This window comes from Haemophilus sp. THUN1691, from assembly GCF_059704425.1.
The window spans coordinates 1,575,140-1,595,932 of the sequence record NZ_AP046578.1; the positions used below are offsets into that span (position 1 = coordinate 1,575,140).

Sequence of the window (20,793 nt, forward strand, 5' to 3'; positions counted from 1 at the left end):
CCTTACAATCCTGTGAAGTAAAACACAAACGCCAACACTGAAATGCCGAAACCGACCACAGTTAAACGTCCTGTTAGCATAAAACGGGTACGTGCCAATGTGTTTTCAAATACACATGCGGCGATAAATACCACGAGTAATTTCACAAAGAAAGAAACGATGCCTAAAATGACCGCACTTACCGTGAACTCTTGTGCTGCACCGAATGGGAAAAGCACACTCACAAAGATAGAGGCAACCACCATTGATTTTAAACTCAAACCGACTTTCAATAAGGCGAAAGAAGGGCCTGAATATTCAGTAAGTGGGCCTTCTTGAAGTTCTTGTTCTGCTTCAGCTAAGTCAAATGGGATTTTGCCCATTTCAATAAAGATCGCAAAAGCAGCGGCAACTAAGGCAATTACTGTTGCAACGGGATATTGCCAAGGTTGGCTAGAAAGTGCGGTGCTAATCACTGCAAAATTTGTAGAACCTGCAATTAAAGCAATCACAATGAATGCCAACATTAAGATTGGTTCAACAAGTACGCCTAATGTCACTTCACGGCTTGCACCTAAACTTGAGAAAGTACTGTTAGAATCCAAACCCGCAATTGAGAAGAAAAAGCGGAACAACGCGAACAAATAAATAACGGTGATTAAATCACTGCCTGCCCCAAACGGTGAGTGATGAGTAAACATGGGTAAACTCATCGCAACCACCATGACTGTGCTAATTAACACATAAGGCATAACACGAGATACCCAACCCGCATTATCTGGCCAAATATTTTGACGCGTCATTAATTTAGCAATGTCGCGATAATCTTGTAACAAGCCCGGACCACGACGAGATTGAATACGAGCCCGAATCATCCGTGAAATGCCTGAAAAGAGTGGTGCCAAAGCGAGAAGAATTAACGCTTGCACAATGGCTAAAAGGAACATTCCAGCGGAAGTGGAAATTTGTGAAGGTAATGAAATCATAATTTCCTCCTACATCAACGCAATGGAAAGTAATAACACAACCAAGGCAATCACGAAGTACACGCAATAAACGCGGAAGTCGCCTTGTTGTAGCCATTGAATTTTACGACCTAACCATGGGATAAAATGCGCAATCGGCATTGTTACTTTTTCTTCCCAGAATGGTTCTGTTTTGGTCGCACCTGAAATTAATGCATTGATACCTTTTGCACCAGCAGGCGCAGGATCAAGCACTTGACGCAAGGTATAAAGTGGTTTGAAGATAATACGAAGCGGACGAGTAAAACTACCCGCAGATGCTGCCATATCCATTTCGTAAGCATAACCACAAGCCCAAGGGTTGCCTTTTGCACGATCTGCCATACGATTGCCTTTGGTATAAGCGTAATACATAAACGGCAACACAAAAAATGCAATCAACATAATGCTCACCATTGGTGTAGAAAGCACCGTATTCGGTGTATTGCTTGCTACCACTACGCCATTTTCTGCTAAATTAAGCATTTCATTATGAGAAAGTGCGGTTGCAATATTGGCAATAATTGGAGTTACCACAGAAGCGCCAACGCCCAAAAGTACACAGAATAATGCCAAGATTGCCATTGCAATCACCATTGGTTTTGGCACTTCACGTGCATGTGCTGCTTTTTCGCTGCGTGGTGCACCACCAAAGCTAATACCATACACTTTCACGAAACAAAGTGCGGCAAGCGCACCTGTTAAGGCAAGCATAATGATTGCAACAGGACCAGCGATACGTAATACCACATCATTGTGTTGGCTTAGGCTGAATAAAGATTGATAAGTAAACCATTCACTCACAAAACCATTAAACGGAGGTAATGCAGAAATTGCCATGGTACCAATCAAGAAACAGAAAGCAGTAAATGGCATTAATTTGCCAAGTCCGCCCATTAAATCCATATCTTTTGAATGTAAACGGTACATCACAGAACCAGCACCCAAGAACAATAAGCCTTTGAATACCGCATGGTTAAGTAAGTGATATAAACCGCCAAGTAAACCGACAATAGCAAGTACAGGATTATGGATTGCCATACCAATCATACCGACACCTACACCCATCATAATAATGCCTATGTTTTCTACGGTGTGATACGCCAAAAGTTTTTTGATGTCATGTTCTGCTAAGGCATAAAGTACGCCAAGCACAGAAGAAACTGCGCCAAAAGCAAGCACAATCACACCAAACCACATATTGTGTGCGCCAAGTAGATCAATACCAACTTTGATAATCCCGAAGATACCGATTTTAACCATCACACCAGACATCATTGCAGAAGCATGAGAAGGCGCAGCTGGGTGAGCTTTTGGTAACCAGCTATGCAATGGAATCATCCCTGCTTTTGCACCGAAACCAAGAAATGCCAAAATAAATACCGTAAAGGCTAAAGGCATTGAAAGCTCGGTGTGGCGGAAGGCTTCAAATTCAAAGCTACCTGCGTAGCAATAGAAAATAAAGAAAGCGATCATAATCAACACAGAACCAGCGTGAGCAATGAAGAAATACAACAAGCCCGCATTGGTTGCGTTGTCATCTTGTTCGGTTAGTACTAAGAAGTAAGATGCCAAAGACATCATTTCAAAGAACACTAAAAAGTAGAAAGCGTTATCGCTGGTGACTAAGGCAACCATTGAGGCGATAAACAAATTCATAAAGAAGCCCATCGTGCCAGCGCCTTTACCAATGTATTCTTTCACATAGGAAAAGGAATAAAGTGCGGTGATAATAACCATTAAAGAAATGACACACACCATAAACGCAGCTAATCCGTCAATGCGGATTGAAAATTGGGCGAAGTCGAAAGGGGTTGAAAACACATCAACGACCGTATCGTTGCTGATAAGCACGGGAATGCAGGCAACAATGCCTAACAAGCCACCAAGTACACCGGTCACGCCGGATATATTGATTGAAAGTTGTTCATTTTTTCGCACAGCGAGAGAAATAAACGCACCAACGACATAAATCAACAAGGACGTGATGAGCAAACTGATTGAAGAACTCATAATTTCACTCCATTGATTAACGAGTAAACAAACAATAAACTTTTATCTTGGCACGACAGGAGAACCCACCATTGCCATTTCGCGTTTTTTGCGATTTGCTTGTTCGATACTCTCATCACTAATTAAGAATAAAGTTTTTGTTGGGCAAGTTTGAATACAAGCAGGGCCATCTTCACGGAAATAGCAAAGGTCGCATTTCACTGCGATAGCTTTTACACCTGGTTCCCATGCAAGCATATTATGAACATCAGTATTATTCGGTGCGGTGCGAATATCACGTTTTACCGCATCAGTGAAAGAGAAACTGTCGTAGTGGTTTGGTGCGTCTAATGGCGCGCTACCGTGTTGAGTAATCGCCCCGAATGGACAAGCAATGGCGCAAAGCTTACAGCCAATACACAAACCTTCGTTTAATTGAATAGTGTCATTTTCGTGCTTAATTGCATGCACAGGGCATACCGTAGCACAAGGTGAATCATCACAATGACGACATAAGATCGGCACAGTAATATCGTCGTTACGCATTACTTGTAACCGCGGAAAGGATTGTAATCCAAAAGCTTTGTGTACTTCGCTGCAAGCAGCCATACAGGTATTGCATCCAATGCAATCTTTCGGATCACCTATAACAAAACGGTTCATATTTTCCCCCAAAGTATGTATAGATAGAAACAGAAAGTAGGTGGAAGGCATTACACCAATACATCACAATAACCACTCTGGAAATAAGGATACTCCTTCAGAGTTACCCAGACTAGAGTAAAACGATTGTTTTATTGACTGAGATCATAAATTTTTTTGTTTTTATCGAAGGGAAAATTTGGTATTGAGATTGACTCTCAATTCAATTTGTTAAGATTGTAAGTAATTGAAACTATTAAACTAATTATTGAAAAACAATTGCTAATGCAATGTTAAAATCCTGTTGGCATTTTCTCATTTAGCACAAAAGTGCGGTAGATTTCTCGCAAGTTTTGGAGACTATTTTTAAGTGGATTTTCATCATAAAAATCCTCTTTTCTAAATGAGAATAAATAAAAAAGACATAAAAAACACCGCACTTTGCGGTGTTTTTTCATTATGTTTTCGCTACCAGCTGATTACCATTGGTAACCTACGCGAGCTGCAAGACCATTTTGCCCCTGATAGTTACCAGCTGCAATACCAACTAAGCTCTTACCTCGTGTATAAGCTTTCGGAATAGTTGCATCCTTTAAATGACCTACTGCATTCGTGATCGCATAACCATCATATATCTAATACATTTATCGTTAAAGGCACTGAAGATTTGCCTATCGGGGTGATTGTCAAGCCTGAGCCATTAATGACAGTCATATCTCCTATCGCATTGCTAAACGTAGCGCTAGCTAACCCCCAGCTAAATTGTTAGCTAATTTAAATCATAATGTTCCCTCATTTTTATAATTAACAACAATATTATTATCTGACAATTCTATTGCGGCCCCCTCTAGAAGGTTTAAACGACTCTCTTCCATACATCTTGACTCAATTTTTTAATACTGCATCAATCTTTTCTTAGCAAAATTATCACTTATAACTGTGGCCGCAACAGAATTGTCTCCCCCATATAGAAAAATTATCTCCAAAATTAGATTCTTTATCACACCATATAACTGTGATCCATTAATAACGTCTGTAAAAGAACTACAATAGCTACCGAATTATATCTCGTTGCAGTAGCACCACTCCTAATAACAATACTATTAACCTTATTAACACTTGAACTTGTATCAAGAGAAAAAGAAAGATCTCCTACTTGCACTTTTACTCCAGTAACTATATGCGGAAAATAAAAGGAAGTTAGAGTAAAAATTAGCTCAATTGTATCGATGCTAATATAAAATTTAAGTAAAAAAGCGGGTAATTTAGAGGAAGTTTTTAAGATTAAAGATTCTACACATTACAAATCAAATGAAACATGAATTGGTATAAATAAAATATTTAGCACAATAAAAAATCTGCCCTTAATCAGCTAGAATTTAAACTAACTTTTCAGGGCAGATGATTAAAGTGCGGTCTTTTTTATCAAGTTTTTTAATTATTCTTCGATAGAACGTAATAATTCGTTAATGCCTACTTTACCTAAAGTTTTTGCATCCACTTTTTTCACGATTACGGCGCAGTATAAGCTGTATTTTCCACATTTGGATGGAAGGCTACCAGATACCACCACAGAACCTGCTGGTACACGGCCGTAGTGAATTTCACCAGTCTCACGATCATAAATTTTGGTTGATTGACCGATGAATACGCCCATTGAAATAACACAGCCATCTTCCACAATAACGCCTTCTACCACTTCTGAACGAGCACCGATAAAGCAGTTATCACCGATAATGGTTGGGTTAGCTTGTAATGGTTCTAATACGCCGCCGATGCCTACACCACCAGATAAGTGAACGTTTTTACCGATTTGTGCGCATGAACCTACCGTTGCCCATGTATCGACCATGGTACCTTCACCAACGTAAGCACCAATATTTACATAAGATGGCATTAATACGCAGTTTTTAGAAATGTATGCACCTTTACGCACCGTTGCAGAAGGCACAACACGGAAACCTTCTTGAGCAAAACGTTCTTCAGTGTAATCCGCAAATTTTAATGCCACTTTGTCGTAATATTTTGTTTCTGCACCATCAATGATTTGGTTGTCATTAATACGGAATGAAAGTAAAACCGCTTTTTTTAACCATTGATGTGTTACCCATTCGCCATCAATTTTTTCTGCAACACGGTATTTACCAGAATCTAATCCTTCGATCACTTCTTCAATCGCTGCACGCGTTTCTGCATCAACGATTTTCGGTGTAATTTCTGCACGTTTCTCAAATGCAGCTTCAATAATTGCTTGTAAGTTTGACATTGTATTTCCTATGTTTTGTGTGAATAAGATGGAATCTGTTTTACCATATTTTCGCTTGCTGCGCAAAAACACCTAAAAAAATCACCGCACTTTGTATTAAAACAAACTGCGGTGATCCTAAAACATAATTGATTAAAAAATTGAAAGCGCTAAACCACAAACGACTGACATACTCAATACAACTGCAATCATTGCATAACCAAAATCACTCATGTTTTTCTCCTCACTAAAAATGGTGCCATATTGTAACAAGATTGTTTTAAGAAAATCACCTCTTTTACAAAAAAATTTCAATAAAAGTAACGAAATTTTTTACAAACCTTTATAATAGGCAAAAATTTTTGGGGATCGAAATATGGCAACAATTAAAGATGTCGCAAAAATGGCTGGCGTGTCCACCACAACCGTATCTCATGTTATTAATAAAACTCGCTTCGTTGCAAAAGATACGGAAGAAGCGGTGTTATTAGCAATTAAGCAGCTTAACTATTCACCCAGCGCTGTAGCGCGCAGTTTGAAAGTCAATACCACGAAATCCATTGGGATGATTGTGACGACCAGTGAAGCGCCGTATTTTGCCGAAATCATTCATTCTGTTGAAGAACATTGCTATCGACAAGGTTATTCTTTGTTCTTGTGTAATACACAAAATAAACCTGAAAAAGTCAAAAACCATTTGGAAATGTTGGCGAAAAAACGGGTAGATGGTTTGCTTGTAATGTGTTCTGAATATACGCAAGATTCATTGGATTTGCTTTCGTCATTTTCTAGTATTCCAATGGTTGTAATGGATTGGGGCCCAAATGCGAATACCGATGTAATTGATGATCATAGTTTTGATGGAGGTTATTTAGCAACCCAACACCTCATTGAGTGCGGCCATAAAAAAATCGGGATTATCTGCGGTGAACTCAATAAAACTACGGCAAAAACTCGTTATGAAGGCTTTTTAAAAGCAATGGCTGATGCGAATCTTGAAGTGCATAAACCTTGGATTTTCGAAGGGGCATTTGAGCCTGAAGACGGTTATGAATGTATGAATCGTTTACTGGCTCAAGAGGAATTACCAACTGCCCTATTCTGTTGTAACGATGTGATGGCACTTGGTGCAATTTCTGCACTGACAGAAAAAGGATTGCGCGTGCCCGATGATATGTCTGTTATCGGCTATGATGATATTCATGCTTCACGTTTCTATGCGCCTCCATTAACCACCATTCACCAATCGAAGCTACGATTAGGCAGACAGGCGGTGAATATTTTGTTAGAAAGAATCAGTCAAAAAGATCAAGGCGTTCAGCAATATAGCCGTATTGACATTGGCCCTGAGCTTATTATTCGAAAATCCGTTAAATCAATTTTATAAAACTTATTAAAAATAAACCGCACTTTTTAAATAATCTATAAAAAGTGCGGTTCTTTTTTATCTATTTTTTAGCTTTTCTTGATTATCTTCAAGGTTTCCTTGAATAGCATTTGCCCTATCTTCCGTTTTTAGCTATATCTATCGCCAACTTACGAATTTTATTTTTTACTTTTAGGAGTTCCTATGACACAAGAGTACCGCACTCTGCGCAATAACATTAGTATGTTAGGGCGTTTTCTCGGAGAAACTATCAACGATGCCCAAGGTGCCGATATTCTCGAATTAATCGAAAATATTCGTAAACTTTCTCGTAATTCTCGTGCGGGTGATGATAAAGCAAGACAAGAATTGCTCGACACGCTCGGTAGTATTTCTAATGAAAATATTATTCCTGTCGCACGTGCTTTCAGCCAATTTTTAAACCTCACGAACATTGCAGAACAATATCAAACAATTTCGCGTGAACATTCTCTAGCACAAAGTTCTTCTCAATCCTTAAGCGAACTTTTCAAACGCTTAAAAGAACAAAATGCCTCAGTGGAAGACGTGCATAAAACAGTCGAAAAATTATTAATTGAGCTTGTTCTTACCGCACATCCAACAGAAACAACACGTCGTTCACTCATTCATAAACACATTGAAATCAATAAATGTTTAAGCAAGCTAGAACATCATGATTTAACTGAAAAAGAACGCAATATTATTGAACGTCTATTACTTCGCTTAATCGCTGAAGCATGGCATACCAACGAAATTCGTACTGTTCGCCCAACGCCATTTGATGAAGCAAAATGGGGCTTTGCTATGTTGGAAAACAGTTTGTGGCAAGCTGTGCCAGAATTTTTACGTCAACTAAACGAAACTGCCCGTGAATTTTTAGGTTACGATTTGCCAGTAGGATTAAAACCCGTACGCATTTCCTCTTGGATGGGCGGCGATCGTGATGGAAATCCATTTGTTACCGCACAAATTACCAAAAAAGTGCTTTATTTTGCCCGTTGGAAAGCTGCTGATTTATTCTTACAAGACATCAGCAAATTAGCTGATGAACTTTCAATGGTGAAATGTAGCGATGAATTTCGTGCTAAATACGGCGAGCATTTAGAACCCTATCGCTTTGTGGTGAAAAATTTACGCAATCAGCTTACGGCAACATTAGCTTATTTTGATGATCACCTATCAGATCGCACACCGCGAGTATCCGAAAGCGAGATTATTTTAGAAGATAATCAACTTTGGGAACCGCTTTACGATTGTTATCAATCTTTAATTCAATGCGGCATGCGCATTATTGCAAATGGTTCATTGTTGAATATTTTGCACCGTATTAGCTGTTTTGGCGTGACACTTTCTCAAATGGATATTCGCCAAGAAAGCACACGTCATACCAATGCCATTGCAGAAATCACGCGCTATATTGGTTTAGGAGATTATTCTCAATGGACGGAAGACGATAAACAGGCTTTCTTAATTCGCGAATTAAGCTCTCGCCGTCCATTAATTCCGCAAAACTGGACACCATCGCCAGAAACCAAAGAAATTTTAGATACTTGCAAAGTCATTGCACAACAAAAACAAGGCGTAATAGCTTGTTATGTCATTTCAATGGCACGCAGTGCATCTGATGTTTTAGCCGTTCATTTACTCTTAAAAGAAGCGGGCGTGCCATATCATATTCCTGTCGTGCCATTATTTGAAACCTTAGACGATTTAGATGCAGCCGAAAAAGTGATGACTCAACTTTTCAATGTGGGTTGGTATCGTGGCGTGATCAATAATCGTCAAATGGTGATGATTGGCTATTCGGATTCGGCAAAAGATGCGGGAATGATGGCTGCCTCTTGGGCGCAATATCGTGCACAAGAAGCCTTAGTGAATTTAACAGAAAAGCTTGGCATTGAACTCACTTTATTCCATGGACGTGGTGGCACGATTGGTCGTGGCGGTGCGCCAGCACATGCGGCATTACTTTCTCAACCACCTCGTTCACTAAAAAATGGTTTACGTGTAACAGAACAAGGCGAAATGATTCGCTTTAAACTAGGTTTACCTGCAGTTGCAGTAGAAACCTTTGATCTCTACGCCAGCGCCATTTTAGAAGCAAATCTTTTACCGCCACCAGAACCGAAACCAGAATGGCGCACTATAATGGATGAGCTTTCCACTATTTCTTGCGATATTTATCGTGGCGTAGTTCGTGGTGATAAAGATTTTGTTCCTTATTTCCGTAGTGCGACACCAGAACAAGAGCTATCCAAACTGCCACTTGGCTCTCGCCCAGCAAAACGCAATCCAAATGGCGGCGTGGAAAGTTTACGCGCCATTCCTTGGATTTTTGCCTGGATGCAAAATCGCTTAATGCTACCCGCTTGGTTAGGCGCTGGAGCATCTATCCGTCAAATTATTGAACAAGGCAAAGGCGATATCATTCATGAAATGTGCGAAAACTGGCCGTTCTTTTCAACGCGAATCGGTATGTTGGAAATGGTATTTAGTAAATCAGATACTTGGCTTTCCCAACAATATGATCAACGATTAGTGAAAAAAGAACTTTGGTATTTAGGCAAAAATTTACGTAAGCAACTTGAAGATGATATTCAAACTGTGCTTTCACTTTCTCACCAAAGTGAATTGATGTCTGATTTACCTTGGATTGCAGATTCAATTGCATTGCGTAATATCTACACGGATCCACTCAATCTACTGCAAGTAGAATTGCTTCACCGTTTCCGTGAAAATCCAGAGCAAGTCAATCCCGATGTGGAACAAGCATTGATGATTACCATCACAGGTATCGCAGCTGGGATGCGCAATACGGGCTAGAAAGATGAAAAAAGTGCGGAAAATCTTCCGCACTTTTTTATTCAAATCGATCACTTAATAAAAATTGTAAAACCGCATCCATTCTCAAATGAGGAATACTCTCCCCTTGTTCTAAAGGCTGAGGTTCAAAACTATCGAAATCAAAGTGCGGTTGTTTTTGCCAAAATTCTGTTCTTGGTAATTTGCTCGGCACCGTTCCTGGATAAAGCGTAATCAGTTGTTTATCAATAGAACGAATCCCTTGAATTGCTTTAATTTCTTTTCCTTGCTGATTCACAATCACTTGCTTTGTGGTACGAACTGCCGCAATGGCGGTATATTCCGTATCGATTCCTTCAAATTCTACATGGCGACCGCCCTCTTGCACAATTTGACGCATTAAACTCACTAAATTAGGAATTTGATCACGAGTAATATGATCCGCCTTCGTTGCAATAAACATTAATCGATCAATTCGCGGAGAAAACAAACGATGAAGAAAATTTCTGCTGCCATAATGGAAATTATTAAATAACTGATTTAAGCCCATTTGCATATCTAAAAAGGCTTGCTGACTGTGATTTAAAGGCGTTAAACAATCCGCCAAAATAACTTGGCGATCAAAGGTAGAAAAATAATTTTCGTAAAAACCTTTCACAATTTTATTGCGATAATAATCATACCGTTTTGTCAGCACGGCAAAATAGCTATTCGATTTGGCTGTTTTTTTCAAGGTTTGCCATTGTTCTTCTGAAAGATGAATCAATGGGAAAAATTGCAATGCTGGCGCGCCCTCTAAATCACTCGGCAATACAAATCGCCCTGGCTGAATAAATTGCATACCTTGCGACTTACATTGGTGTAAATAATCCGTATAGCTTTTCGCAACCTTGGCTAAAACATCTTCATTTGCGACCGCACTTAAATCCAAATCCTGCAACATGGAAAACCAATTCTGCGCCAATTCTTCTCGAATGCCAGTTGTAACCTTGATTTGCTCTTGTGACCATTGTTGAAAATCTAGATTTAACAACGGCAAATCGAGCAGCCATTCACCCGGATAATCAAAAATATCCAGATAAAGCGTACCGCGTTCTTTCAAATGACGCAGCAAGCCAGATTGACGTTGAAAACGAATTGCTAAACGTGTTTCACTCACGCCACGAGTAGACTGAAACCATTGAGGCGGATTTTGTGACAAATCATTTAAATTACTTTCATAATCAAAACGTGGCACACTGAGATCTTGTTGGGATACGCGTTTCACCGCCAAGAGCGCACCATTTCTAGCCGCTTCAAACAAGGGCAAATGCTGTGATGAATTTTGATTAATGGAGAGAAGTTGATTGATTAAACTTGTAATAAACGCCGTTTTTCCACTCCGACTTAACCCTGTTACCGCTAAACGCAAAGTGCGGTCAAAACCACGATTAATAATTTGATTGATTTCGTTTTGAACCCTATTAAACATTCAATATCCTAGCCATTTTTACTAATATGCCTTACAATTTGGCACATAATTTATCACAATGCATTTGTTATGTTACGCAAAAATATTACGTTTTTCTGTTTTCTATTTGGTATTGGCTTGAATTCTCAACTTCAAGCAGCTCCGCGCGTACCAGAACACCTAACAGAAAACGGACTAACTTATTGTACTAATGCCTCTGGTTTTTCTTTTAATCCACAAACTGCAGATGCAGGCACCAGTATGAATGTCGTCACAGAACAAATTTATAACAAACTTTTTGAAATCAAAAACCATAGCGCAAATGTTACGCCTGTGCTTGCGCAATCCTATTCAATTTCACCAGATAACAAAGAAATTTTAATTAATTTACGCCGTGGGGTGAAATTTCATCATACGCCTTGGTTTACCCCAACTCGTGATTTTAATGCGGAAGATGTGGTGTTTTCAATTAATCGTGTATTGGGTCATGATACTTACTTGCCAACCTTAGCAGAAACAGCAATTACCTATAAAAATCCACAATATAAAGTGTTTCACGAGCAAGCAAGAAAAGTTCGCTTTCCTTATTTTGATAGCATTAAGCTTAATGAAAAAATTAAATCAGTGACCGCACTTTCACCTTATCAAGTGAAAATTGAATTGTTTGAGCCTGATTCATCGATCTTGTCGCATCTTGCCAGCCAATATGCCATTATTTTTTCACAAGAATATGCCTATCAATTAAGCGCTGACGATAATCTCACTCAATTAGATACTCACCCCGTGGGCACTGGGCCTTATCAAGTAAAGGATTATGTGTATAACCAATATGTTCGCTTAATGCGTAACGAAAACTATTGGAAAAAAGAAGCAAAAATTGAAAATATTATCGTGGATTTATCTACTGATAGAAACGGGCGACTCGTCAAATTTTTCAATAATGAATGTCAAATAGCCTCTTATCCTGAAGTGAGCCAAATTGGCTTATTAAAGAGCAACGATAAGCACTACTATATGCAATCTACTGACGGAATGAATTTGGCATATCTTGCCTTCAATTTTGAAAAACCATTGATGCAGGATCGCACCATTCGAGAAGCTATCTCACAAAGTTTGAACCGCGCACGTATTATTCACAACATCTATCACAATACTGCAACAGTAGCGAATAATATTATTCCTGAAATATCTTGGGCTTCTAGCGTAAACACGCCAGAATTTGACTTTGATTACAGTCCAAAAGTCGCGAAGAAAAAATTAGAAAATAAACATCTTTCGCTCAATTTATGGGTGATTAATGAAGAACAAATGTATAACCCCGCACCTTTTAAAATGGCGGAAATGATTAAATCTGATTTGGATCAAGTCGGCGTGAAAGTGAAAGTGCGGACAGTGACACGCACATTTTTGAGTGAGCAACTTCGCAATAAATCAGAAAACTACGATTTAATTTTAGCAGGATGGTTAGCAGGAAATCTTGATCCTGACGGATTTATGCGCCCTATTTTGAGCTGTAATACGCAAAATGAAATCACAAATTTATCTAACTGGTGTAACGAAGAATTTAATAATTTAATGGATCGCGCGATTGCCACCTCTAATTTATCTGAACGGGCTCGCGCTTATAATGACGCTCAAGAACTTATTCTACATGAATTGCCGATTATCCCTATCGCGAATGTAAAACGCATTTTGGTGGCAAATAGCATAGTAAAAGGCGTGGAAATGACACCTTTTGGTAGTCTTAACTTTTCTGACTTACGCTTACACAAGGAGAAACCCTAATGTTGTGGTCTGTTATTCGCCATACCCTTTGGATAACCTTGCTTTTGCTTGTGTTATCTTTGCTAAGTTTCGTGATTTTATTGCGAGATCCGCTTAATGCAGATCTCGTCACTCACAATATTTACACCAGTTATTTTAATTATTTAAGCACCTTATTACATGGCGATTTTGGGATTACTTATAACGGTGGAAAATCTCTGATAGATTTGATTCTAACGGTACTTCCACCTACATTAGAGCTCTGTTTTACCGCACTTTTATTGGCGTTCATTCTCGGCGTGCCGCTTGGCATTATAAGTGCGGTAAATTCTCAGCATATTTTTGCAAAGAGCTTAAAAAGCTTATCTTATCTAGGCTTATCAATCCCAATATTTTGGCTTGCACCTATTTTACTTTATGTGGCGGCGGTAAATCATTGGGAAATCGCTTCTATTGGGCAATACAATTTACTCTATGAAATAAAACCTATTACTGGTTTTCCAGTCATTGATGTTTGGTTTATAGATGTGCCTTATCGCACCAAAATTGTACAAAATGTTTTGCAACATTTAGCCTTACCGACATTAGTGCTTTGCATTTTGCCAACAATGGAAATTATCCGAATTATTCAACAACGAGCAGAATATGTTTTGAACCAAAATTTTGCCAAAGTTACCACAACACGGGGTTGGTCAAAATGGAAAATTCTCCATCAATATGTATTCCGTAATACATTTCCTTTGCTTATTCCACAAGTACCGCGCGTATTTACCCTAGTATTAACTCAATGTATGTTGGTAGAAACCGCTTTGGGTTGGCCTGGAATTGGTCGCTGGCTGATCGATGCCGTAACACAACAAGATTACAATAGTATTTCTGCGGGTGTGGTTGTCATTGGCGTTTGCATTATTTTGATCGACACATTTATTAAAGCGCTTACTTTCGTGCTCGATCCATTTAAAAAGAAAGGTTGGTATGCAAGATAAAGAACCTGAAGAATTTCGAGAAAATACCTCAATATTCCAAATATGGCTACTGTTTCGCAAAAATACCGTTGCGTTGTTCAGCTTTTATTTATTAACGTTGTTAATTCTAACCGCACTTTTCAGCGGTTGGATCGCACCTTATGCTCATAATATGCAGTTTGTCGGGCAAGAATTAATGCCACCATCTTGGGTCGAAAAAGGGCAAATCGCCTTTTTCTTTGGTACTGATGATTTAGGTCGTGATGTGCTGAGTAGATTAATTATGGGCACAAGTTATACGATTGGATCATCATTGCTAGTCGTACTTGCAGTTGCCTTAATTGGTGGAACGCTTGGCATTGTTGCGGGGATGTTGAAGGGCTTAAAAGCGCGTTTTGTCGGCCATATTTTCGATGCCTTTTTATCGCTCCCTATTTTGCTCATTGCCATCGTGATTTCCACTCTGATGGAACCGAGTTTATTGAATGCAATGTTCGCAACACTTTTAGCGATATTGCCGTATTTCATCCATGCAATTTATCGAGCTATTCAACAAGAATTGAAAAAAGATTATGTGCTCATGTTAAAACTTGAAGGCATTTCTAACTGGGAATTATTAAAAAGTACGATTTTGCCAAATATCACCGTAATCTATGTTCAAGAAATTGCACGAGCATTTGTTGTCGCCATATTGGATATTAGCGCCTTGAGTTTTATTTCCCTTGGCGCACAACGACCAACCCCAGAATGGGGCGCAATGATTCGAGATTCTTTAGAACTCCTCTATCTTGCACCTTGGACAGTATTACTCCCTGGCTTTGCAATTATTTTTACTATTTTATTAAGCATTATTTTTAGCAATGGCTTAACTAAAGCTATCAACCAATATTACGAATAATTTATGGCACTACTAGACATCCGTAACCTAAATATCGAAATACAAACCTCAAACGGTCTCGTTAAGATTGTGGACGGCGTAAACTTATCGATTAATGAAGGCGAAATTTGTGGGCTTGTTGGTGAATCAGGTTCTGGTAAAAGTTTAATCGCCAAAGTAATTTGTAATGCCATCAAAGAAAACTGGATTATTACCGCAGATCGCTTTCGCTTTCATGATGTAGAGTTACTAAAACTCAGTCCCAATAAACGCCGGAAATTGGTGGGAAAAGAAATATCCATGATTTTCCAAGATCCCCTTTCTTGTCTTGATCCAAGTCGGAAAATTGGTAAACAATTAATCCAAAATATCCCGAATTGGACATTTAAAGGCAAATGGTGGCAATGGTTTGGTTGGAAAAAACGCCGTGCCATTGAATTATTGCATCGTGTAGGGATAAAAGAACACAAAGACATCATGGCAAGCTATCCTAATGAATTAACGGAAGGTGAAGGACAAAAAGTCATGATTGCTATCGCAGTGGCAAATCAGCCCCGCTTGCTCATTGCCGATGAACCGACTAATGCATTAGAAGCAACAACAGCATTACAGGTATTTCGATTACTTTCTAGTATGAACCAAAACCAAGGCACAACCGTTTTATTGGCTAGCAATGACATCAGAAGTATTAGTGAATGGTGCGATCAGATTTCTGTACTCTATTGCGGGCAAAATACGGAATCAGGCCCAACGCAAATGTTGCTTGAAAGTCCTCATCATCCTTACACGCAAGCATTGATTAATGCCGTGCCTGATTTTACGCAGCCTTTGGGATTTAAAAGCAAACTAAGCACCTTAGAAGGTACAGTGCCAATTTTAGAACAAATGCCTATTGGTTGCCGTCTTGGTCCTCGTTGTCCTTTTGCACAGAAAAAATGTATTGAAAAACCAACTCGATTCAAAATAAAACAACATGAATTTTCTTGCCATTATCCAATTAATTTACGCGAGAAAACCTTCAAAGAAAAAGCAATGAGCGCACCATTAACACTTGCAAGCAAAGGAAATGAATAATGCCGTTATTACAAGTAGAAGATTTGACTAAAACCTTTAAAGGTCGCAAGCGTTTATTTGGTACGGGTGACTTTAATGCGGTAGAAAACGTAAGTTTTTCTCTTGAGCGCCAACAAACTTTGGCGATTATCGGCAAAAATGGTTCTGGGAAATCAACGTTAGTAAAAATGATCGCGGGCATTACACAGCCCACTTCTGGCAGAATTTTATTTGATGATCATGAATTGCAATTCGAGGATTTTCAATACCGCGCGCAACATATTCGAATGGTGTTCCAAGATGCTAATTCAGCGTTTAATCCTCGCTTAAATATCGGTGAGGCATTAGATGCGCCGCTACGTTTAGCAACAGATTGGGATGAAGAACGTCGCAATCAAAAAATCTTTGAAACACTGTTACTTGTGGGGCTTTACCCTGATTACACTAATCTAAAAATCAAAAATCTTTCTATCAGCCAAAAACAGCGTGTTGCTTTGGCACGTGCCCTGATTTTAGAACCTGAAATAATTATTATAGATGATGCACTTGGTAATTTAGATGCCTCGGTGCGCATTCAATTGCTAAATTTAACCCTTGATCTGCAACAACGTTTAGGCATCTCTTACATTTATGTAGGGCAAGACCTCGGCGTGATTAAACATATTGCAGACACCGTCATCGTGATGGATAAAGGGAAAATGATCAAGAGCGGTACGCCTAAAACGCTATTTACCGATCCACAAACAGGTGTAACTGGCCGTTTAGTGGAAAGTTATTTTGGAAAAATTTTGGATGAAAGTGCCTGGGTGAAGGAAACTCATACTAATTAAGGAAAGAAAAAATGAACACTCGTCCCTTTTATTTCGGACTTATATTTATCGCGATTATCGCTGTACTTGCCAGCTACTTAGGGAGTACCGACTTTTCTCATCACTATCATATCAGTTCCTTAATTATTGCCATTTTTCTGGGAATGGCAATCGGCAATACCATTTATCCTCAATTTTCTGCACAAGTGGAAAAAGGTGTATTATTTGCGAAAGGCGCCCTTCTTCGCACCGGCATTGTGCTGTATGGTTTTCGACTCACCTTTAGCGATATCGCCGATGTTGGATTAAATTCTGTCGTCACTGATGCAATCATGCTAATTTCAACGTTCTTTTTTACCGCACTTTTGGGCATTCGTTATCTAAAAATGGATAAACAATTGGTTTATCTGACTGGGGCTGGATGTAGTATTTGTGGTGCGGCAGCGGTTATGGCGACAGAGCCTGTTACCAAAGCAGAATCTCATAAAGTTTCAGTGGCGATTGCCGTAGTGGTCATTTTCGGGACGCTTTCTATTTTTACTTATCCATTTTTCTACACCTGGTCACAAGATTTAATTAACGCTCATCAATTCGGCATTTATGTTGGCTCTAGCGTGCATGAAGTGGCTCAAGTTTATGCGATTGGGGGAAATATTGATCCTATCGTGGCGAATACCGCCGTCATTACCAAAATGATCAGAGTGATGATGCTCGCACCATTTTTATTAATGCTTTCTTGGTTATTAACGCGTAGTAATACAGTATCAGAAAATACGCCACACAAAATTACAATTCCTTGGTTTGCTGTACTTTTTATTGGCGTTGCTATTTTTAATTCTTTTGATTTATTACCAAAAGAACTCGTGAAATTATTAGTTGAAATCGATTCTTTCTTATTAATTTCAGCGATGTCTGCGCTTGGCTTAACTACGCAAGCAAGCGCAATCAAGAAAGCAGGACTAAAACCTCTGATTTTAGGGATACTGATTTATTTATGGCTAGTGGTTGGGGGATTTTTAGTGAACTATGGAATATCAAAATTAATATAAAATTCACTTAAGATTGACCGCACTTTTAAAGTGCGGTCTTTTTTTATGAAGAATATTTTCAGATATGGTGATTTAAAATATGAAATTACGCTTTATTTTAAAGTGCGATTTAATAAACCATCCTCTAAAAATAAAGGACCAATTGGGCGTTTAGGAATATCAAACTTTTGTGGATAAATCACATCCACCAAATACAATCCATCGGGTTTTGCTGTTGGTGCGGCAAGCTGACGATTTTTCTGCTCAAGTAGCCATTGCATCCATTCAATCGGCTGATTTCCAGCACCGACCTCCATCAAACTTCCCACAATATTGCGCACCATATGATGCACAAAAGCATTCGCCTGAATATCCACAATAATATATTTTCTGATACGAGACACATTCAAATGATGCACATTACGCCAAGGCGTATGAGACTGGCATTGTGCAGCGCGGAAAGAGGAAAAATCATGTTCCCCTAATAAACATTGCCCTGCCTGATGCATTGTTTCGGCATCTAAATCTAAATGACAATGAGTCATTCCTCCCGCTAAAATAGCAGAGCGTAATTTATTACAATAAAGAATATAGCGGTAACGGCGTGCTGTTGCAGAAAATCTCGCATGGAATTCATCATCGACTTGTTTTGCCCAAGTCACTGCAATGTCATCAGGTAAATGAGCATTCGTACCAAAAGCCCAAGCCTTCTCTGGACGAATCGCATTGGTTTCAAAATGAACAACCTGCCCCGTTCCACTCACACCAGAATCCGTTCTGCCTGCACAAAATATTTCAATTTTTTCATTCGCAATACAAGAAAGCGCCTTTTCTAATTCTTCTTGTACACTACGGACTTTTTCTTGTCTCTGCCAACCATAATAATTTTGCCCGTTATACTCAATACCTAATGCGATTTTCATTTTTTACCTTTTGGCTTAATAAAGTGCGGTTATGGTAGCTCAAGTTTATTTGGAGCGCAAATTCACAAAATCGCTCCAGAATTAATTAACAAATAAGTGATAGCTTCTAAAAATCACAGCAATAAATGTGAAATTTTTGTGATAAAGATCTCATTCTGATAATCTATCATTAGAGTTTACACTCCAAATTCCCTATAATTAATCAACGAATTATGAGAAACTAAAAGGAAAATTATGAAAACATTGAGTGAATTTATCGTTGAACGCCAAGCAGAATACCCAAATGCAAAAGGGGAATTGAGTGGTATTTTGTCGTCAATTCGTCTTTTAGCGAAAATTATTCACCGAGATATTAATAAAGCAGGCTTAACAAATATTCTCGGCCAATCAGGTGTTGAAAACGTACAAGGTGAAAGTCAAATGAAACTTGATTTATTCGCCCATAACACGATGAAAGCCGCATTAATGGCACGTGAAGAAGTGGCTGGGTTTGCATCTGAAGAAGAAGAAAGTTTTATCGCATTTGATACGGAACGTGGACGCAATGCAAAATACATTATTTTAACGGATCCCCTTGATGGCTCTTCAAATATTGATGTAAACGTATCCGTCGGTACAATTTTCTCTATTTACCGTCGCGTATCTCCAATTGGCACACCGGTCACCTTAGAAGATTTCTTACAACCAGGGAATAAACAAGTTGCCGCGGGTTATATTGTTTACGGTTCATCAACTATGTTGGTATATACCACTGGTCATGGGGTTAACGGTTTTACTTATGATCCATCAATCGGAACATTCTGTCTGTCACACGAAAATATGCAAATGCCAAAAACTGGCCGTATTTATTCCATCAATGAAGGGCAATACCTCAAATTCCCACAAGGTGTGAAAAAATATATTAAATATTGCCAGGAAGAAGATAAAGCTACTAATCGTCCTTACGCCTCTCGCTATATTGGTTCACTTGTAGCAGACTTCCACCGCAACTTATTAAAAGGCGGCATTTATATTTATCCAAGTGCAACCAACTATCCAAATGGAAAACTCCGTTTATTATATGAAGGCAATCCAATTGCATTTTTAGCGGAGCAAGCTGGTGGTGTCGCAACAGATGGTTATCGTCGAATTTTAGATATCGAACCAACCGCACTTCATGAGCGCGTTCCACTATTTGTTGGTTCTGAAGATATGGTGAAAAAAGCGCAAGAAATGATGGAAGAATTTAAAGAATAATAAAAATCCCCTCGACTAAAAGAGGGGATTTTTTATCAATAAACTGATCAAAAAAACCGAACTTAATGTTCGGTTTTCTTTTTCATTACATGATACGACGCGATTGAGTGTAAGTTCTAGCCCAGTATTCTTCATCAAGGGAACTTATCGTCACACCTTGCCCTGTACTTGCGTGCATAAATTGGTTGTTACCAATATAAACACCGACATGGTTATTTTTACGGAAGAATACTAAATCGCCTTTTTTCAACTCTGATTTACTAATTTGTTTACCTAAATAACGCTGTTCAGCCGTAGAACGAGGCAATTCAATACCAAATGCTTCAGAAAAAGTTGTTTGCATAAATGCAGAACAATCAATACCACGTTTAGTTGTACCGCCCATACGATAACTAGTGCCTACCCATTCATTATAAACACCTGCTAAAGCCTTATCGCCCATCAATGCAGATGAACGGTTTGTTCTCACTTTGTGGAAAATACCTGCGCGATTACCTTTTTCTAAATGACCAATCAAACCAGTTAATTGAGCATCATCACTTTCTGAAATAACTTGCTGATTTGCCGTTCGAGGACCATTAGAACAAGCGGTTGCAAGCGTCGCTAAACCGATAATAACTAAAATTCTTTTCAACAT

General features: G+C 38.9%; 16 protein-coding genes. 9 read left to right on the forward strand and 7 right to left on the reverse strand.

All coding sequences use genetic code 11. From position 1 onward, the window contains the following. Positions 1 to 2 precede the first annotated feature (2 nt). The 4 genes from AC6H0J_RS07620 to dapD all read right to left on the reverse strand — a co-directional run bounded on the left by AC6H0J_RS07620 (position 3) and on the right by dapD (position 5,883). Positions 3 to 965, reverse strand: a complete 963-nt coding sequence (locus AC6H0J_RS07620) for a respiratory chain complex I subunit 1 family protein (RefSeq protein ID WP_005626077.1) — start codon at positions 963 to 965, stop codon at positions 3 to 5. A gap of 9 nt (positions 966 to 974) precedes the next feature. Then, entirely contained in the window at positions 975 to 2,996 is a 2,022-nt protein-coding gene (gene hyfB / locus AC6H0J_RS07625; RefSeq protein WP_005626075.1) for a hydrogenase 4 subunit B, read from the reverse strand. Positions 2,997 to 3,038: 42 nt separating this feature from the next. Continuing rightward, positions 3,039 to 3,638 carry a 4Fe-4S dicluster domain-containing protein gene (locus AC6H0J_RS07630; protein ID WP_005626073.1) on the reverse strand — a complete coding sequence of 200 codons (600 nt, stop codon included), beginning with the start codon at positions 3,636 to 3,638 and terminating at the stop codon, positions 3,039 to 3,041. A 1,417-nt stretch (positions 3,639 to 5,055) separates the two neighbouring features. Continuing rightward, positions 5,056 to 5,883: a 2,3,4,5-tetrahydropyridine-2,6-dicarboxylate N-succinyltransferase gene (dapD, locus tag AC6H0J_RS07635; protein WP_005626071.1), complete on the reverse strand. Its 828-nt coding sequence runs from the start codon at positions 5,881 to 5,883 to the stop codon at positions 5,056 to 5,058. 355 nt (positions 5,884 to 6,238) lie between these two features. Here dapD and purR point away from each other — a divergent pair, with 355 nt between their 5' ends. Together purR and ppc are read left to right on the forward strand one after the other, a co-directional pair. Further along, positions 6,239 to 7,249 (forward strand): HTH-type transcriptional repressor PurR, encoded by a 1,011-nt coding sequence (purR, locus tag AC6H0J_RS07640; RefSeq protein ID WP_118816813.1) that lies wholly within the window; start codon positions 6,239 to 6,241, stop codon positions 7,247 to 7,249. Positions 7,250 to 7,432: 183 nt separating this feature from the next. Further along, positions 7,433 to 10,072, forward strand: a complete 2,640-nt coding sequence (ppc, locus tag AC6H0J_RS07645; protein WP_497513385.1) for a phosphoenolpyruvate carboxylase — start codon at positions 7,433 to 7,435, stop codon at positions 10,070 to 10,072. Between the two features lie 37 nt (positions 10,073 to 10,109). On the opposite strand, the gene AC6H0J_RS07650 is transcribed toward ppc, so the two are convergent. Then, on the reverse strand, positions 10,110 to 11,522 hold the full coding sequence (locus AC6H0J_RS07650; protein ID WP_497513387.1) for a YcjX family GTP-binding protein: 1,413 nt from the start codon (positions 11,520 to 11,522) through the stop codon (positions 10,110 to 10,112). A 69-nt stretch (positions 11,523 to 11,591) separates the two neighbouring features. Here AC6H0J_RS07650 and AC6H0J_RS07655 point away from each other — a divergent pair, with 69 nt between their 5' ends. Genes AC6H0J_RS07655 through AC6H0J_RS07680 form a run of 6 tightly spaced genes read left to right on the forward strand, consistent with a single transcriptional unit; the run spans position 11,592 to position 18,018 of the window. Further along, positions 11,592 to 13,286: an ABC transporter substrate-binding protein gene (locus AC6H0J_RS07655; RefSeq protein WP_046953022.1), complete on the forward strand. Its 1,695-nt coding sequence runs from the start codon at positions 11,592 to 11,594 to the stop codon at positions 13,284 to 13,286. Further along, on the forward strand, positions 13,286 to 14,251 hold the full coding sequence (locus AC6H0J_RS07660) for an ABC transporter permease (RefSeq protein ID WP_497513389.1): 966 nt from the start codon (positions 13,286 to 13,288) through the stop codon (positions 14,249 to 14,251). Before AC6H0J_RS07655 ends, AC6H0J_RS07660 begins: the two co-directional genes overlap by 1 nt. Beyond that, positions 14,241 to 15,128, forward strand: a complete 888-nt coding sequence (locus AC6H0J_RS07665; protein ID WP_005635811.1) for an ABC transporter permease subunit — start codon at positions 14,241 to 14,243, stop codon at positions 15,126 to 15,128. Before AC6H0J_RS07660 ends, AC6H0J_RS07665 begins: the two co-directional genes overlap by 11 nt. Before the next feature lie 3 nt (positions 15,129 to 15,131). Continuing rightward, positions 15,132 to 16,181 (forward strand): peptide ABC transporter ATP-binding protein, encoded by a 1,050-nt coding sequence (locus AC6H0J_RS07670; RefSeq protein ID WP_046939221.1) that lies wholly within the window; start codon positions 15,132 to 15,134, stop codon positions 16,179 to 16,181. Continuing rightward, positions 16,181 to 16,990, forward strand: a complete 810-nt coding sequence (locus AC6H0J_RS07675; protein WP_497513391.1) for a peptide ABC transporter ATP-binding protein — start codon at positions 16,181 to 16,183, stop codon at positions 16,988 to 16,990. Before AC6H0J_RS07670 ends, AC6H0J_RS07675 begins: the two co-directional genes overlap by 1 nt. An 11-nt stretch (positions 16,991 to 17,001) precedes the next feature. Next, positions 17,002 to 18,018: a YeiH family protein gene (locus tag AC6H0J_RS07680; RefSeq protein ID WP_497513393.1), complete on the forward strand. Its 1,017-nt coding sequence runs from the start codon at positions 17,002 to 17,004 to the stop codon at positions 18,016 to 18,018. 92 nt (positions 18,019 to 18,110) lie between these two features. On the opposite strand, the gene truA is transcribed toward AC6H0J_RS07680, so the two are convergent. Beyond that, on the reverse strand, positions 18,111 to 18,920 hold the full coding sequence (gene truA, locus AC6H0J_RS07685; protein ID WP_497513395.1) for a tRNA pseudouridine(38-40) synthase TruA: 810 nt from the start codon (positions 18,918 to 18,920) through the stop codon (positions 18,111 to 18,113). A 234-nt stretch (positions 18,921 to 19,154) separates the two neighbouring features. Here truA and fbp point away from each other — a divergent pair, with 234 nt between their 5' ends. After that, positions 19,155 to 20,156: a class 1 fructose-bisphosphatase gene (gene fbp / locus AC6H0J_RS07690; protein WP_065249671.1), complete on the forward strand. Its 1,002-nt coding sequence runs from the start codon at positions 19,155 to 19,157 to the stop codon at positions 20,154 to 20,156. An 85-nt stretch (positions 20,157 to 20,241) separates the two neighbouring features. Here the strand turns inward: fbp and AC6H0J_RS07695 are convergent, their stop codons facing one another. Beyond that, entirely contained in the window at positions 20,242 to 20,793 is a 552-nt protein-coding gene (locus tag AC6H0J_RS07695) for an NlpC/P60 family protein (RefSeq protein WP_497513398.1), read from the reverse strand.